This window comes from Sinobaca sp. SA16-1, assembly GCF_059510515.1.
This window is the reverse complement of the sequence record NZ_JCAKFL010000001.1, coordinates 332,221-349,325: the sequence shown is the minus strand read 5'-3', so window position 1 is coordinate 349,325 and position 17,105 is coordinate 332,221. Positions and strand designations below refer to the sequence as shown.

Genomic DNA, 17,105 nt, shown 5'->3' with positions numbered 1-17,105 from the left:
CTAAGCTGTATTTTACGACCGCCGACGAAGGATAGGCACCCATTTTAAATAGGTTCCCATTCTCCATATCCACTCGAACGGGCCGTAATAGAAGATTCTCAGCCACAAAGGACTGACTATCATCTGGAGGCCGAATAAAAGCAGGCCGATAAGAAGAGCGAACACATAGCTTGGAGCGGTCCAGATACCAAGGTTTTCAAAAAAGGTCCGGCCGCTTTCCTGAAACAGGCTGACCATAATAAGCGACTGCATCAGATAATGGGTAAACGTCAATTTCCCTATAGCGGCAAAAGGAAGAAGCACCGCTTTTCTGCGGCCGGTGCCAAGCAGAAACAGGGCAACAGCAATCCCGAGGCTTACGAGAAACGAATAGAAATCATCTAAATGATGAAAAAAGACGGCATCCACGTCAAAATAGATGCCCGTTTTACCGATTAAGCCAACGAGAAGCAGCCCGGACCCAATCAGCCATTTCTGCTGCCGTCCGGCCCACTGCCTGGAAAAAATGCCGCTCCGGTAGGCGTACATGCCAAACAGGAAATAGCCGAGATGATCAATCATGGAAGAAAATTCAATCAATAAATATTCGGCTCCGGTAGGGTAGGCCTCTACGTTCACTGTATCCTTAAGCCAGCTGTCCGGCGGCATCTGAAGGGCCGTATAGTAGTTGAGAAGATCAATGCCGGTGGAATAACCGAGCCAAAAGAAGAAACCGAGGCCGAGCAGCCATTTAGCCGGCAGTCTGATACACAGCAGAAGAACAAATCCGGCGGCGGCATACAGAAGGAGAATATCGCCGGCCCACACGAAGAAGCCGTGCAGGGCTCCGATAAAAAACAGCAGCCCCAGCCGCCGTATTAACACAGGGTAAGGTTGGATGTCTTTTGTGCGTAACCGGTCGTATATAAGCACGAGGCTGATACCGAACATAAACGCAAACAACGGCCTGGCGCTGTTTTCGAGGCCAATGGCAAGTACTGCTTCAAGGAAGCTGTTTATCGTAAACGGCCCGGCATCTGCCACCGATGCGAGGCCGGGGATATTGACTAAAAAAATAGCGAATAACGCTGCGCCCCGTATTTGATCCAATATATCTATCCGTTGATCCTGGTGTGCAGGAAGTGTCACGGGAACACCTTCTTTCTTGAAAAGGAAACGTCTTGCAGGTGCTCATAAAAAAGCGGGTGAAAGAACCCTTATCAAGGATAATAGAAAGATATGAAGAAAAGATGAAGATTTTCTTTCTATTTAATTAAAAGGAGATAACAGAACAGGTTTACTCTATGTCATGGATCCGCCAGTCTGCTTCGCGCCGCTCGTCCCTGGCACCTGAAAGTTCTCCGGTTTCACGGTCCAGCGTCAACGCCTGGATCGACCCGAAGTAGAGAGGATTGGGGGGAGTGCGAACTCCCTGATACCCAATAGCGAGCAGTTCGTCGCGCTGCGCCGGCCCGGGCGTCTCTTCCATAATCAGCGTGTTATCTTCCAGGTGAAAGCGTGGGGATTCGACGGCTTCGGCCAAGGTGGTATCTTCCTCCGCCCAGTCAGCGATAACCTGAGCGAGCATAATAGGAATGCGTTCGCCTCCCGGACTGCCGATGCCAAGCACAGGTCCATTCTCATCGGCAACAATCATAGGAGAAGACCACGTGACGGACCGCCGGCCCGGCTCCGGTGCATTAAGACTTCCCTCGCCAATGCTGAACCGGTCCATCTGATTATTAAGGAAAAAGCCATCCGCATAGTCACCGGATCCCCAGAAGTTTGTCAGGGTGTTCGTCATCGACACAAACGTTCCATCCGCATCGACAACTGTTATATGAGTGGTGTTCGGATCTCCTCCCGCGTAAGATGGTCTTTCATCGGCAGCAGCAAGGCTGTCACTGGAAATGTCAGAAGCCAAAGCCGCGTTTTCGTCCGGGTCTGTTAACCGGTCCACCGGCACGTCCACAAAAGCAGGATCGCCGTAGTCTGTTTCAATAAACTGGGAGGCCAGCTTCCAGGACATGGCAGTATCGTGGATAAAATCAGTGCTTTCCCGTCCTGCAACCATGCTGTCCCGTTCTTCGAGGATCTGCAGCATCTGAATAACGCTGATGCCGGGAAGCGGCGGGGCGGCACCGATTACGTCGTATCCGGCAAAGGTGCCGATCGACGGCTCGTAGCGGCCTACTTCAAATGCTTCCAGAGAGGCAGCGTCCAGTCCTTCGATCTGCGAAGCCAATGAGTCCCCGGCTTCTCCTTCATAAAAGGTGCTGCCACCGCTGTCACGGATGTCCCGGAGCGTCTCTGCAAGCTCGGTCTGTTCCATTGTACTGCCAGCTTCCAAAGGGCTGCTATTCGGATAGAGATGACCGAGCTCTTCAAGCGGCAGACTGTCTGCGCCCGATTCCAGCTGGTCGGCCAAAAGCCCGGACACTTCAGCGCTGTCCGCCAGTGTGACAGCCGGTTCGATCAGATCTGCCCAGTCGGAGACGCCGTAGTCCGAATGAAACTCCGCCATGCCGGCTGTGAAGCCGGGTACTCCGATATCAGAGGAGGGGATGCCGGTTTCAGGCACCACTTCCCGGTAATCATAAGCCTGCGGAGCTTCGCCCTGTTCCTGAATCAGCACGGAACCACCGCCGCCGATACCGGAAGCAAATGGTTCAACTACCGATACGGCGTATGCTGCAGCGACCGCGGCATCGGCTGCGTTTCCTCCCTGGTCGAGTACTTCCATCCCGGCATCGACCGCATCAGGGTGTCCGGCGCTTACGCCATAGGAGGAGGGGGTATCAGGCGGACCATCCTCCTGCGCTGTTTCTTCCTCATTTTCATTTGCTGTGTTTTCTTCTTCAACGGGAGGGCTTTCCGTTTCGCTCTCTTCTTCAGGAGCACAACCGCTTATGAACAAAGCGGACAGCACGGCCGCAGCGGGAACGATGAAAAGTTTTCTTAGAATGGATACGTTAGGTTTAGCAGGCATCTGTCAGTCTCCTTTTTCCAGCTGGATGTATTTTTGTTTATGTGCGAATGCGCTTTCAAAAACCTATGACTATTATGATTAACAGCTCGATAGATAGACTTTATTTCACTTCGAAGATTCCCAGTACTGTAAAAGCATGAGACCTATGCATACATAACACGGAATGTTTCTTTAATCCTAACTCAGGGGCTCATACCGGATTATTCGCCGCCGCCCATCATGCCCCGGTCCCACTCTATCATAACAACTCCTCCTAATGATTTTGATACTCTTATTTTATACCCTTGTATATCCATTTGAAATAAAGTTGCCTTTTCATTTCTTCCGTGCAGTGATGGAAGGGAGCAGCAGCCACTTATTACACCATCGCTTATTCGGTTGCCTTAGCCTCTTTTAGATCAGAAATACTCAACCCGAACGTTTCCTGGAAATGAGGAAGGTCCTGAAGATCTTCCCAATCTCCACCCCATTCCAGTCCCAAGTCCTTTCCGATTTGACCGACTTCTTCCCAGTCGGGTGTACCATTTCCATTATCGTCCCGGTCTATATCCCAATGATGCTGACCGTTTTCGTCCAAGACAGCAAAATCAAAGGCTAATCCATAATTATGGTAGGAGTCTCCTCCGCGTAAAGTAGTCACAATAGGTCCCGGGGTCGTTCTTCCTTGAGCGTAGAGCTCGTTTTGTTCCTCTTCCGTTCTGTATTCGGCTGTAATAACAATATCGATGCCTCGTTGACTGGTACGTCGAATCAAGCGGTCTCTTTTGGCGGCCAATTCGGGGTGCAGTTCGTGGGTGGAACTATTTTCTTGAAGAGATACCTTCTTCTCTTGTGCTTCTACGTTTTCCAGATGATGCGAGATAACAAATACTACTAAAAAAACAGCACTAAGCATAAATATAAATAATCCTGCAGCCCATTTCATGAGTGAAAGTCCCTTTCCATAGTCCATCGTTTTCTTTATTTATCGGCTTTTGCCAAATGATTTTTAAGCTGCCTTTAATTCGGCATCGTGCTTTTTTTATATAATTTTATTCGTTACATACGCCGCTGAAAGGGTCCATAAAGTAAATCCTGCGTAGAAACGTTTAATGCTGTAGATAACTTGGATAAAAATACCAGGCCGGGGTTTGCGTTTTTATTTTTTTCTACCGTACATAAATAAGATACCGATACGTTGGCTGACCGTGCTAACTCCGATAAGGAAAGCTGATACTTTTGACGATAGAATTTAATATTTTCTCCATTCATCATGCTCATCCTTTCTTTATTCGTTATTACCCTGCAATGTTTAATTTCTACGTTTGTCATAGCATTTCATGAAAATGCGAATAAAATATGTTTTTTGCTAGGTCTTTTTATCTATTTTTAATCGTTTTTGTAATGTGTATTAACAAATAATTAGATAAAATGAAAAAACTAACAAAAAATTCACAATTGTCTGCTATTGTTTGACTACGTTTAGATGAGTTAAGAATAGGCTGGGGAAGGGTAATGTGTGGATTTATGGAATGAGCCTGCTTTTATGTTCAGCATTGTATAGTCTACAATAGGTAATAAACAGTTCGGAAAGTATAATTCCTGGAGAGTAGATATAATATATGCCTTTTTTCATTAGGGCATTGTTAAATGGCATAAAAGCAGATTTTTTTAGGAGGGGGAGGAAAAAATGGACAGCCAAACCATTCTTGTTGTAGACGACGAAACGCCGATGCGGGAGTTGTTGACTCTTTATCTTGAAAATGAGAATTATCACGTAGCAGAAGCGTCAAATGGAAAAGAAGCTGTACAAAAACTAAAAGAAACAAAGTACAGTTTAATTTTATTGGATGTGATGATGCCGAAAAAAGATGGTTTTGATACTTGTTTAGAAATAAGAGAATGGTCAGATGTTCCGATTATCATGATTACCGCCCGCAATCAGTTGACCGATAAGGTAACGGGTCTTCGATTAGGGGCAGATGACTATATCACGAAGCCTTTTAATCAAAAAGAACTGCTGGCGCGTATCGAAGCTCTCCTGCGAAGAAATAATTATAAGCAGCACGAGAAGCCCAAACAGGAAATGAAGCTGTATTATAAGGGGATTATCCTAAATAAAGAGGCGCATCAAGCTTATTATCTTGATGAGGAATTATCTCTTACTCCAAAAGAATACGCGATTTTAGAGTTGTTATTGATTAATAAAAACCGGGTATTCAGCCGGGATGATATTTTTGAATTAATATGGGGATATGATTTTATTGGAGATTACCGAAGTGTAGACAGTCATATTAAACATCTGCGGGATAAACTAACACTAGCTGGTATTTCAGGAAAATCAGTTATTCAGACGGTTTGGGGAGTAGGTTATAAAATACTATGAAGGTTCCTAAAATAAGTCGTATTTCTGTGAAACTGGGTGCGTTTTTGTTTACTATTTTTTTCCTGCTGGTTTTTATTATTAGTACCGCGGTTTATTTGTTTTTTATTAATTTTTATACACACGATACGTTGGAAGGACTCACGGAGCGGGGTGACGCCTATGCGGAAGTGTTTAATGATCATTTCAATGAAGCTATCCTATACCATGCGGGTTTGATTGAAGGGACTTCTTCTGAAATGATTATTGTTGTAGATCATGAAGGGGACATTCTGTCTGCGTCGGAAGAGGTATACCAATTAGACCCGTATTATGTAGAATCTATTCTCACCCATGGCGGTAGAGAGCATGATGCCGTCCTTTCCTCAAACTGGAAAGAAGAAGACTACTTTGTGACGCAGTCTATGACCAATCCCGACACCGAAGAAGTAAATAAAATTATTATGCTCGGTTCTACGCGTCAAGTGCAGGAAGCTGTTACTTTTCTCCAAAGTATCCTTCTTGTTGCCGGGATTTTGATGGCTGGTATAGGAGCGTTTCTTATTTTCGCGACCTCTAAAAAAATTGTCCGGCCTTTGCTGCAGACGATACATATTACAAAACAAATTTCGAAAGGAGAATACGAAAATAAACTGGAAGTGAAAGGATCAGACGAAATTTCGGAATTATCTACTTCTGTTAATCATATGTCCGATGCGATTCAACAGTACGAGCAGCAAAACAAACAGTTTTTTGCGGATATCTCCCATGAACTACGGACACCAGTGACATATTTTAAGGGGTACGTAGATGTCCTTTTATCTGATATGGTGTCCAATGAAGAAGAAAAGAAAAGATATTTACATGTTCTGCAGAATCAAAGCATTCAACTCGAACGACTGGTGCAGGACCTGTTCGACCTGTCCAGTATAGAACAGAAAGGCTTTTCTTTAGAATTATCCCGCGTGTCTTTGGAAACGATTATTATCAATTCCCTGGATTTAGTTGGTCCTTCTATCGAAGACAGTCAGATGGAGTTGTCTTATCATCCATCACCTGTCCCTTTATACGTAGATGGAGATGCGTACCGATTACAACAGGTACTGGTCAACCTGCTGGAAAATGCACAAAAATACAGCGGTGAACACGCACAGATAAATGTAAAGCTATATAAAGAATCCATTCATGGGGTGATCTGTGTGTCTGATACTGGACGGGGGATTCCTGAAAAGGATCTGCCTTATATTTGGGAGCGCTTGTATCGAGTAGAAAAGTCGAGATCAAGAAGTACTGGCGGCTCTGGTCTGGGCCTGACAATTTGCAGAAAAATCATTGAGCTTCACCAGGGAAAAATATATGTAGAAAGCAGAGAAGGGGAAGGAACCAGTTTTTACATTAAACTGCCTCTGTTACATTAAATGGATAATAGCGGGCTTAAAGCAAAATGATGAGGATTACTTTCCCTTAATAAATGACTTCTTTTTTGAAAGGTAACATAACGAGAGAACCTTTTTACCGATTTAATATTCATAGTAATGCAAGCCCCTGAAACTACTCAGGAGGCTTTTTTTATTATTGCTAGGAAATTAATCTTTTTAAAATGTTATCCTGATCGATTACAACGGATGAGCCTTTGTCAAAAATCGGTGAAGAGCCTGAAAAAAGCTGAGGGAGGAAAACCTCTGGTAGTGTAGAAAATAAATAAGAATAGCTTACGTGCTGCGTGGATCTAAATAAGTTGTCTTACATTTTTGAAAAAAAGGGAGGAGGAATAAATAATAATGGGAAGTCAAAACCTGCAGTTTTATCGGCTTCAGGCGGACAGCATCGGTCTGGATCAGATGCGACAAATCAATAAGCTGTATGGCGCAGCGTTTGAAGAGGAAGAAACATATCTGCATCACAAGCCGTCCGATCAATACCTGCTCACACAACTTGCCAAGGATCACATTATCGTCTGCACCGCTGTAACGGAAGGGAGGGTGATTGCCGCACTCACCGCCTATGTGTTCGACAAACTGGAGCGGGAAACGACGGAAATATATGTCTACGATCTTGCGGTCGACGAGAATTACCGCCGGCAGAAAGCCGCGACCCGCCTGCTGCAGTTTCTTTTCCGGGAAGCTGAACAATTCGGTGTTTCTTTTATATACATTCAGGCAGACAAAGAAGATAAACCGGCCGTGGCGCTGTATGAATCCCTGGGTGTAAAAGAAGATGTGTTTCATTTTGATATTTATACAAAGTCAGGTGATATTTCATCATAAAACCAGGTGGTGCATATGAAGCAGTTATTGCCCCCTAATCGGTCTCTCGCATAAGTAGGGTTAACGTTCAGCCCCTGTCAGCATGAGGAGACACGTTTTCCAACCCCGCCCGGGTAATCTGCGAGCCGATCCGGCCGCGTCCTTTTGTCACAAGGCCGTGCTGGTGAAGCTCATTGATCCGCAGGCGTATCTGCTGCAGGCTTAACGCCGGTATTTCATCTGCCAGCTGCTTGAGGCTTTTTCGTTCGTTTGCAGCAAGAGCCGCCAGAAGGCTTTCGTGCTCTCGTGTCAGAAAGGTAGAATCGGAAACGGAGCGCACAGCTTCAGGCAGATCCTCCGGCTGTATTTCTCCACTGCTGAGCGTAACGGCATAGGCAAGGCAGCTTTTTAATTCACGAATATTACCGGGCCACGAGTGTGACTCAAGCACATGGAGTGTTTCGCTGGAAATCGTCCGGTCGGGGGGAAGAAATTCTTCAATAAGCAGACGCAGGTCTTTCTTACGGCTGCGCAGGGGTGGGATCATCAATGGAAGCACCTGCAGGCGGTAAAATAAATCCTTGCGGAACGTATTGTTTTGAACTTCTTTTTTTAACGTTTTATTTGTAGCTGTCACAATCCGGACTTCTACGGATATGTTACGGTCCCCGCCGACACGGCGTATTTCGCCTTCCTGGAGCACGCGCAGGAGCTGTCCCTGCACATTTGGGCTGAGGTCGCCGATTTCATCAAGAAACAGTGTTCCGCCGGAAGCGAGTTCAAAAAGACCGCGGCGCCCGCCTTTTTGCGCCCCGGTAAAGGTTCCCTCCTCGTAGCCAAACAGTTCACTCAGCAGCAGGCTTTCCGTCATCGCCCCGGCGTTGACGGCGAAAAATGGACCCTGCCATACTGGTGAATTATAGTGAATCGCATGAGCAAAAAGCTCCTTTCCGACCCCGGTTTCCCCTTGAATCAACACAGGATGGGAAGAGGCGGCCATTTTTTTAGCGGCTTCCTTGGCTGCGGTCATCTGCGGATCGCGGGCGATAATATCATCAAGCGTATACTGTGGGCGGAGCCCCTGCAGCTGCGCTTTTTTAGCGGCTTGTTCCACTTCATAGGCGGCTTCTACACTTTTAATAGTTAGAATGGACCCCTCAAAAGACGAGGTGGTCGTTTTGTACTGCAAGTACTCCTTGTTGTTGATCGTAATGAATTTTCTGCGGTCGCTGCTCGTTAAAAAGTCTCCAATCGGTGTCTCTTTTAAAATGTCGTTTACCGGCCGGCCGAGCAGCGTTTCTTCTTTCATACCTATCAACGCGGCCATCCGTTCGTTGGCGGCTGTAATACGGCCCGCTTTGTTAAAAGCAAGAATGGCATCATCCATTTGATTTAAAAGTTCGTGGTAATGGGCATTCAATGCTTTCGTATGCTCTTCCTGCTGCAGCAGGTTCTGCTGCAGCTGGACAATGGTTTGTAAGTATCTTTCTGAGATAGAGGAGGCGAGCGGAAGCTGAAAAAAGGAAACAATATTAAGCAGCGTGGCCATATTAAATGGCCGGACGCCAATATCAATCACGTTTGGCACAGAAGGCGGACAGCGCTCCGGCTCCCCCGGCGTTACGGCGGTGTTGAGTTCCCCGTAATACATACGTCCCGGATCATATGGGACCGGAGTTAGATGATTAAAGCCCAGCTGGTATAAGGATTCGGCCGTCTCCTGAATCGATGTGCTGTCATCATTGACGAGAAGGATCTTTCCTTCCGGCTGCTTTAAGAGCAGAGGAAACGCCTCGGGATCAATTGTACGCGTTCCGGTCAATCCATACGTATCGAGGGCAGGGTGAAGAGTCTCCCATTCCCTGCGTACAGAAATCGAAGAAAACACAAACATGTCGGCGCGACTGATCCAGGCCGGGCTCTGCTCCTCATCGAGCGCGCAGCTTTTAATCGCCAGAAAGTCTCCAAGCAGATGATTGAGCTGGTGCAGCAGCACCTGTTCTGTTTTTTTACTCCCGGCAATGAGTGCAATCATCGAATCAACCTTTCTTTATATGTTTTTAAACAGAATAACACAACAACATATAAATAGAGTAATGAAAATAAAAACGCGCTGCTGCCCGGATGCAGCGTTGGCATTTAATTTGCATAGTAACAGGGCATAGATGAAAAGAGAGGAGCAGCGATTATGTTTAAAAAAGGCATTCAAATGCCGCACACGTTCGTTATTATATTTGGAGTCGTCGTCCTGGCAGCACTGATGACGTACTTAATACCGATGGGGATATTTGAAACAGAAGACGTTACATATGACAATCAGGGTCAGGAGGATACGCGCACGGTACTTATGCCGGAAACATTTCAGTATGAAACCGATGAAGCAGGGAATCCGGTGCGGGACGGAGTTAGTTTATTTGAGCCGTTTGGTGAGGCTGGTTTTCTGAACTATATGTTTGAAGGGCTGGTGTCGGGGGATAAATGGGGATCCGCAGTCGGAGTTGTTGCATTTATTCTTATTATTGGCGGGGCTTTTGGGATTATTATGCGTACAAAAGCAATCGATCAGGGAATCCTCGCGGTAATCGACAAAACAAAAGGCAGGGAAGCATTGCTGATTCCGGTTATGTTTTTCATTTTTTCGCTTGGCGGCGCAGTGTTTGGTATGGGGGAAGAGGCGATTGCCTTTGCGATCATCCTGGTTCCGCTTGTCATAGCGCTCGGATATGACGCGATAACAGGCGTCATGATCACGTATGTAGCCACGCAGATCGGATTTGCGTCTTCGTGGATGAATCCGTTTGGTGTAGCGATTGCCCAGGGGGTATCGGACGTACCGGTCTTATCCGGGGCGCCTTTCCGAATTATCATGTGGATCGTGTTCACCGGCCTCGGGATTGCCTACACGATGTGGTACGCCTCCAAAGTGCGGCGGAATCCTTCCAAATCGTACTCGCCTGAAGCTAATGCGTATTTCAAATCGCAGAGCAGTGCGCAGGATATCAACGGAAAGTTCAAGCTTGGAGACGCGCTCGTGGTCACCACGCTCGGCCTGGGAATTGTCTGGATTGTCTGGGGAGTCGTCCGTGATGCTTATTACATTCCGGAAATTGCAACGCAGTTTTTTACAATCGGTCTGATTGCAGGGGTAATTGGTGTCCTGTTTAAGTTAAATAACATGACGATAAACGATATAGCGGAAGGTTTCAGTGAAGGGGCGCAGCAGCTTCTTCCGGCAGCGTTGATCGTTGGAATGGCAAAAGGAATTGTGATTATCCTCGGCGGGGATGACCCGGCCGCGGCCTCTGTATTAAATACTATTTTGTATACCGCAGGCGGCCTTGTGGATAATATGCCGGAAGTCGTATCTGCTTCATTTATTCTGTTATTCCAGTCGATCATTAATTTCTTTGTTGTCTCCGGTTCGGGCCAGGCAGCATTAACAATGCCGCTGATCGCTCCGCTTTCTGACATTGCCGGCGTCACGCGGCAGGTTGCGGTTCTTGGATTTCAACTGGGAGACGGGCTGACGAATATGATCGTTCCAACCTCGGCGGCGCTTATGGGTACACTCGGAGCAGCACGCGTCGGCTGGGGGACGTGGTTCCGGTTTATTTTTAAATTTCAGCTGCTGATGATGGCGCTGGCGCTTGCCTTTGTTATTATCGCGGTGCTCATTGACTTCTCATAACAACGACAGGAGGAATACGATGTTTACGATAATACGCGGAGCCGACGTATACGCTCCGGAACCGCTGGGCAGAAAAGATGTACTGCTCTGCGGCACGCAAATTGCCGTGGTACAGGATCGAATAGCCATTCCGGAGACGCTTGATGTACGGGTTGTGGAAGCAGAAGGGAAATACCTGGTGCCGGGGCTGGTTGACAGCCATGTGCATATTATCGGCGGCGGCGGCGAGGGGGGCCCTGCGACCCGTACGCCCGAGCTTCGGATCTCGCAGGCAGTGAAAGCGGGTATTACGACAGTGGTTGGAGTGATCGGTACAGACGGCACGACCCGCACGGCAGCAGAGCTTGTGACAAAAGCAAGAGGACTGGAAGCAGAGGGCATCAGCTGTTACTGCCATGTAGGCAATTATCACATTCCGGTTCGTACAATTACAGGAGCCATAGAGGATGATATGCTGCTGATTGATCGGATTATTGGAGTCGGGGAAGTAGCAATAAGCGACCATCGTTCGTCGCAGCCGACAAAAGAGGAGCTTGCGAAAGTCGCCTCCCAGGCGAGAATCGGGGGCATGCTTTCCGGAAAAGCGGGCATTGTAAATGTGCATATTGGTGCCGGTGAAAGCAGGCTCGATCCGCTGTTTGAAGTGGCGGATACGACCGAACTGCCATTAACCAGCTTCTGCCCGACCCACGTAAATCGCACCGAAATGCTGTTCCAGGCAGGACTTGCCTTTGCTGGGCGCGGTGGAGTAATTGACTTTACGACGAGTACCATTCCGCAGTTTCTCGAGGACGGGGAAGTGAATGCACCCGAAGCTGTACGCCGGGCACTGGAAGCGGGTGTGAGTGAGGACCGCTTAACAATGACTTCCGACGGCCAGGGGAGCCTTCCGGAGTTCAATGCTGAAGGAGAGTTGATTGGCTTGACCGCAGCCGATGTTGGCAGCCTGCATCGTGCCCTTCAGTCCGCTGTTGTAGAAGAAGGTGTATCCCCGGAACAGGCGCTCAAAACCGTTACCAAAAATCCGGCCTCCGTGCTGAAGCTCCATCAAAAAGGCAGAATCGCTTCCGGCATGGACGGGGATGTACTCCTGCTGGACAGCGGTTGGAACGTAGACAGCCTTTGGGCGAAGGGCAAATGTATGATGCTGGATAAGGAAATGCTCATTCAAGATACGTTTGGGTAATAACAGGCGAAAAGACCGATCTATTTAGATCGGTCTTTTTCAGATTGTCGAGAAACTATTTCACCTTGTATACCTATACATGATCTCGAATTCTATGAATGCTTTGGTGAGAAGGAGAGAAGAAAAAGAAACAGGGGTGACTCCTGCAGAACAGCCATCGGTGAAGATAAAGAGGTTGTTCTTTTCCTCTTTAGCTTAAGGCTCGGCCTGCGGAAAGCACCCCTGTACAGGTTTTCGTATAAAAATACGTATTTTTTCTCTTTTGTTGTTTTAAAAACAATTTCTATTTATGCATCTCTTTGGTGTAAGTATGTCTGTTATTCTTTCGGCTTCCAGTATTTTTCGCTGCCGACGTAAGCTTCTGCGGTGTGTAAGGAATCATAGGGTGCAGCTTCTTTTTTGGTCCAGAATCTGTAAAGCGCCATAAGAAATTTCACGATACATCCCCCTTTTTGATAAGCTGTAAGTCATAGTCTTTACCTTATGGGATTAAAAGAAAGCCTGCAATTGGTTTGTCAGATAATGTGCTGTAAATAATATGTATATGAAATACACATTAAGAGAAAACGACTATTAAACGGCGTGCCACAGCTGATATTTGTAAAAAAAGAAAGGGGGATAAGCATGATTTATGTCGCTCTTCTAAGAGGGATTAACGTAGGTGGGAAAAATAAAGTAGACATGAAGCTTTTGAAGCAGGCGTTCGAAACAGCCGGGATGAATGAGGTGGTGACCTATATTAATACAGGAAACGTCATTTTTTCACATCACAGCCCGTCCCAACCAGAGTTGTCCCGCGTGCTGGAAGAAGCAATGTACAAAGATTTCGGATTACACATTAGAGTAGTCATCCGCAGCATCGAGGAGATCAGGCAGATCATGGACGCCGTTCCGGACACATGGAAAAACGACAAAAACATGAAAAGCGATGTGTTGTTTTTATGGGACGAAGTGGATGATGCATCTATACTTGACCATTTGGTTATTAAGCCGGCTGTCGATACAGTGAAATATGTCCCGGGAGCCATTCTTTGGTCTGTAGACAAAAAAGATGTAACCAAAAGTGGATTAACGAGGATAGTTGGCACAAAATGGTACAAGCAGATGACGGTGCGAAACGTGAACACGGGCCGTAAGATATATGAAATCATGCAGGACCGGGTGGAATAGCCTGCTTGCAAAACGGGCAGAGAGGAACTCCTCTCTGCTCGTTTTGTATTAATTACTGTATAGTTAAATTATCATGTTGTATTCCGGGATAATGCCTGCATAATAAAGAGAGGTCTATTTTATTTTACTAAGGACGTATATATAAACACAGGACACGTTTGATATGCAGGACAAAGCGGACTGTTAGGGGGGGCAAAGCTTATGGGTGAAGGAATTGAATCGTATCAATTAGGAACGGTTGGCATATCCATTCTGGTAGCTGTATTAGCTTCTTACGCTGCGCTGCATGTATCCGCACAAATGGTCGATTCCAAAGGAGGGCGCCGGAAGCTGTGGCTGTTTGGCGGGTCCCTCGTAATGGCGATGGGCATTTGGTCGATGCATCTCATTGGAATGATGGCTGTACATATAGGAATACCTTCTGCATATAATACCTGGCTGCTGATTATCTCGTTTGGTGCGGCCTGGCTGGGCTCTTTAATAGCTTTTTGGGTCGTTTCTGTCTCCTCCTCTATGAAAGGCGTTCGTCTGCTGATTGCCGGTTTATGCATGGGGAGCTCGATTGCGGCGATGCACTATATTGGAATGGAAGCGATGGATTATGTCGCTATTACATATGATTTTCCGCTTCTGCTGCTTTCCATTATTGTATCTGTAGGAGCATCGATTGTGGCGCTCCGGTGTTTTTATGTGTTTCCTGCCTGGCCGCCCTCCCGCAGAAAAAACGCAGTAATAGCGGTAAGTTCAATTCTGCTCGGAACAGCAATAAGCGGCACGCATTATATTGGAATGAGTGCCGCCAGCTTTCAAATGGAAACGGATGCAGCGGCTGTTAATGAAATCAACAGCACAACGATGGCTGTCATTATCGGCCTGTTGGCATTTGCGATTCAAGGGTTTTTCCTTCTTGTGGCATTTTACGACCGGCGTTTTGTCTCACAGGAAGTAAAGCTGACGGACAATGAACAGCGCTATCAATCTTTGCTTACACACAGCGTCGATGCAATTTTTACCGTGGAACTGGATGGGACGTTTCGAAAAATGAATAACACGGGAGTGGAATGGTCCGGCATTTCTCAGGAACAGTGGCCGTCGACGACGTGGCAGCAGCTGTTTCAGGAAGATGTGGTGGACGCCACGGTTCAGTCTTTTTGGCAGGTCGTTACCGAACAACGGGCGCTGAATTTCGATACGGCGATTATAGCAAAAGGCATGCCGCTCTACCTCAACGTAACGCTGATCCCTTTATATTTAAATGAAGAACTCGATGGCGTTCACGGGATTGCCCGTAATATTACCGAGCAGGTGGTGGGGGAACAGCAGCTCTATCAAGTCGCCTATCATGATTTATTAACAGGCCTTCCGAACCGTCGTTCGTTTGTAAAGCATCTCGAGGAAATGTTTCGTCAGACAGATCAGACCTATGCTTTATTTTTTCTCGATTTGAATCGGTTTAAAGTAATTAATGACTCCCTGGGCCATTCGATAGGTGATAAACTGCTGCAGGCTGTGGCCAAACGTCTGAAAAATAAAATAGGGGAATCTGGATTTCTCGCCCGGCTCGGGGGAGATGAATTTACTGTCTTTTTCAGCGGGTATACGTCAAAGGCAGACCTGAAGCAGGAGGCGGAAACCCTTCTCGATGCGTTTCGAACGCCCTTTTTTATAGATGGCTATTCGCTGTCTACTTCATCAAGTATCGGCATTGCGCTGGCGCCGCAGGATGGCTGGGATCCGGATACGTTAATGAAACATGCGGATCTGGCCATGTACGCCTCCAAAAAGAAAAGGCCGAACACCGTGACGTTTTTTCATCTGCAGCTGGCGGAAGCCTCCCGGGACCTGCTTCAGGAAGAACTGGATTTGCAGCGGGGCATCGATCGGGAAGAGTTTTTTCTTGTCTACCAGCCGCGTATCGGCTGTCAGCACCGGCAGATTGTAGGAGTAGAGGCGCTGGTCAGATGGCGGAGAAGCGACGGCTCGATTGATTTCCCGGATGAATTTATTCCTCTGTCCGAGGAAACCGGCCAGATTATTCCTTTAGGAGCCTTTGTTCTCGATCAGGCCTGCAGGCAGGCAAAGCACTGGCAGGACAATGGAACAGCGATTCTCGTTTCTGTTAATTTATCCGCCAGGCAGTTTCAGTCGGTGGAGCTCGTCTCCTATATAGAAACGCTTTTAGAAAAATATGAGCTGCCGCCGCATTTGCTGGAGCTGGAAGTAACGGAAAGCATGACGATGGATCATGTGGAGCATTCCATTCAAATGCTCCATCAGCTGCGCGCATTAGGGGTGTCACTGGCGATAGACGATTTTGGAATGGGCTACAGTTCCCTTTCGTATTTGAAGGATTTCCCTATTCAGCGTCTGAAGCTGGACCGCACCTTCGTGCAGGGCGTAGAGACGGATCACAAAACAGAAAAAATCACCCAGGCCATTATAGCCATGAGTCACTATTTGGAACTGGAAGTCACAGGGGAAGGGGCAGAAACGAAAGAGCAGGTCGAGTACCTGGAGGCCCACCTCTGTTCAGATATTCAAGGATTTTACTTTAGTAAGCCGTTACTCGTCGAGGAGCTGGAAGAGCGCTATTTGGATTTTCTTCCTACCATCAACGTGTAAACGTAATAAAACGCCTATTTCTCTATTCGTACATGGAGAAGCAGGCGTTTCTTTTTGTTTTCTGTAAAAGAACTTCTTGCCAAATGGAAACGATTTCAGCTAAACTTGTCATACAACATGACAAGATGATTGATTTTCTCATTATATAAAAGAAAGGAATCGATCCGATGGACCCAGTGATTGAACGGAAAAAAGTATCCAGCCAGGTGCTGGAGCGGATTAAAGAAAAAATCAAAAGCGGGAATTTTCCGGCAGGGGAAAAGCTGCCGTCCGAAATGGAGCTTGCCCGCCAGTTCGGCGTGAGCCGGGCACCGATCCGTGAAGCGCTCAGCATTTTATCGGCAAGCGGTATTGTGGAATCGAGGCAGGGCGGCGGCAGCCGCGTGAATGCCGTCCCACTCGTCGACATGCTTGAGCAGATTCCATATGACGTTGTAAAAGTGGAAGAAGTCCACGACCTTCTCGAAATGCGGAGCGTAATTGAAGTGGAGGCGGCCGCACTCGCAGCCGTCCGCCATACGTCCGCAGAAGAAGACGAGCTCAAGCAGGCGCTTGAAGAGTTTTCCAAAACCGTAGCCGATCAGCAGGAAGTAGGCGCGCAGGCCGACTTTTCCTTTCACCGCGTAATACTAAAAGCCGCCCGCAATCCCTTTTTGGAACAGACGATGAACAACGTCAGCGGCCTGCTCCAAAAGGCACTCGACTATTCATTGTCGCAGAACGTCGGCAGGCAGGAAAAGCGCGAGGAAGTGTACGAAGAGCATCAGGTTATTTACGAAGCGTTCTGCAGGCGCGATCCGGAAGCCGCACGCACCGCGATGCGGACCCATCTGGAGAACGCGCGGCGTAAGCTTGGAGATACAAGAGTTGACCACTAAAGGAGG

13 protein-coding genes are annotated in these 17,105 nt (G+C 47.3%); 8 read left to right on the top strand and 5 right to left on the bottom strand.

Translation table 11 applies throughout. The features are described 5' to 3' along the window. Positions 1 to 12: 12 nt before the first annotated feature. The 4 genes from AC5W2J_RS01600 to AC5W2J_RS01585 all read right to left on the bottom strand — a co-directional run bounded on the left by AC5W2J_RS01600 (position 13) and on the right by AC5W2J_RS01585 (position 4,222). A complete protein-coding gene (locus AC5W2J_RS01600; protein ID WP_496057733.1) occupies positions 13 to 1,128 on the bottom strand; it encodes a DUF418 domain-containing protein in 1,116 nt (371 codons plus the stop codon). Positions 1,129 to 1,276: 148 nt separating this feature from the next. Beyond that, positions 1,277 to 2,968, bottom strand: coding sequence for a gamma-glutamyltransferase (locus tag AC5W2J_RS01595; RefSeq protein WP_496057732.1), 1,692 nt, complete (start codon positions 2,966 to 2,968; stop codon positions 1,277 to 1,279). A gap of 370 nt (positions 2,969 to 3,338) precedes the next feature. Continuing rightward, a complete protein-coding gene (locus AC5W2J_RS01590; protein WP_496057731.1) occupies positions 3,339 to 3,920 on the bottom strand; it encodes a M15 family metallopeptidase in 582 nt (193 codons plus the stop codon). 86 nt (positions 3,921 to 4,006) lie between these two features. Then, positions 4,007 to 4,222, bottom strand: a complete 216-nt coding sequence (locus tag AC5W2J_RS01585; RefSeq protein ID WP_496057730.1) for a helix-turn-helix domain-containing protein — start codon at positions 4,220 to 4,222, stop codon at positions 4,007 to 4,009. A gap of 415 nt (positions 4,223 to 4,637) precedes the next feature. Between AC5W2J_RS01585 and AC5W2J_RS01580 the strand changes: the two genes are divergently transcribed. From AC5W2J_RS01580 to AC5W2J_RS01570, 3 genes are all read left to right on the top strand, one after another. Next, positions 4,638 to 5,333: a response regulator transcription factor gene (locus tag AC5W2J_RS01580; RefSeq protein ID WP_496057729.1), complete on the top strand. Its 696-nt coding sequence runs from the start codon at positions 4,638 to 4,640 to the stop codon at positions 5,331 to 5,333. Beyond that, positions 5,330 to 6,727: a sensor histidine kinase gene (locus tag AC5W2J_RS01575; protein WP_496057728.1), complete on the top strand. Its 1,398-nt coding sequence runs from the start codon at positions 5,330 to 5,332 to the stop codon at positions 6,725 to 6,727. The genes AC5W2J_RS01580 and AC5W2J_RS01575 overlap by 4 nt, the downstream gene beginning before the upstream one ends. Positions 6,728 to 7,090: 363 nt before the next feature. Further along, complete coding sequence (locus AC5W2J_RS01570) at positions 7,091 to 7,576, top strand: GNAT family N-acetyltransferase (protein WP_496057727.1); 486 nt, start codon at positions 7,091 to 7,093, stop codon at positions 7,574 to 7,576. 67 nt (positions 7,577 to 7,643) lie between these two features. Here the strand turns inward: AC5W2J_RS01570 and AC5W2J_RS01565 are convergent, their stop codons facing one another. Continuing rightward, complete coding sequence (locus tag AC5W2J_RS01565) at positions 7,644 to 9,590, bottom strand: sigma-54 interaction domain-containing protein (protein ID WP_496057726.1); 1,947 nt, start codon at positions 9,588 to 9,590, stop codon at positions 7,644 to 7,646. A 153-nt stretch (positions 9,591 to 9,743) separates the two neighbouring features. Here AC5W2J_RS01565 and yfcC point away from each other — a divergent pair, with 153 nt between their 5' ends. From yfcC to AC5W2J_RS01540, 5 genes are all read left to right on the top strand, one after another. Continuing rightward, positions 9,744 to 11,243, top strand: coding sequence for a putative basic amino acid antiporter YfcC (yfcC, locus tag AC5W2J_RS01560; protein ID WP_496057725.1), 1,500 nt, complete (start codon positions 9,744 to 9,746; stop codon positions 11,241 to 11,243). Positions 11,244 to 11,262: 19 nt separating this feature from the next. Continuing rightward, positions 11,263 to 12,429: a beta-aspartyl-peptidase gene (iadA, locus tag AC5W2J_RS01555; RefSeq protein WP_496057724.1), complete on the top strand. Its 1,167-nt coding sequence runs from the start codon at positions 11,263 to 11,265 to the stop codon at positions 12,427 to 12,429. Positions 12,430 to 13,053: 624 nt separating this feature from the next. Further along, positions 13,054 to 13,599, top strand: coding sequence for a DUF1697 domain-containing protein (locus AC5W2J_RS01550; RefSeq protein ID WP_496057723.1), 546 nt, complete (start codon positions 13,054 to 13,056; stop codon positions 13,597 to 13,599). Positions 13,600 to 13,800: 201 nt separating this feature from the next. Further along, positions 13,801 to 16,221 carry a bifunctional diguanylate cyclase/phosphodiesterase gene (locus AC5W2J_RS01545; protein ID WP_496057722.1) on the top strand — a complete coding sequence of 807 codons (2,421 nt, stop codon included), beginning with the start codon at positions 13,801 to 13,803 and terminating at the stop codon, positions 16,219 to 16,221. Positions 16,222 to 16,388: 167 nt separating this feature from the next. Next, positions 16,389 to 17,099, top strand: coding sequence for a FadR/GntR family transcriptional regulator (locus tag AC5W2J_RS01540; protein ID WP_496057721.1), 711 nt, complete (start codon positions 16,389 to 16,391; stop codon positions 17,097 to 17,099). Positions 17,100 to 17,105: the final 6 nt, after the last annotated feature.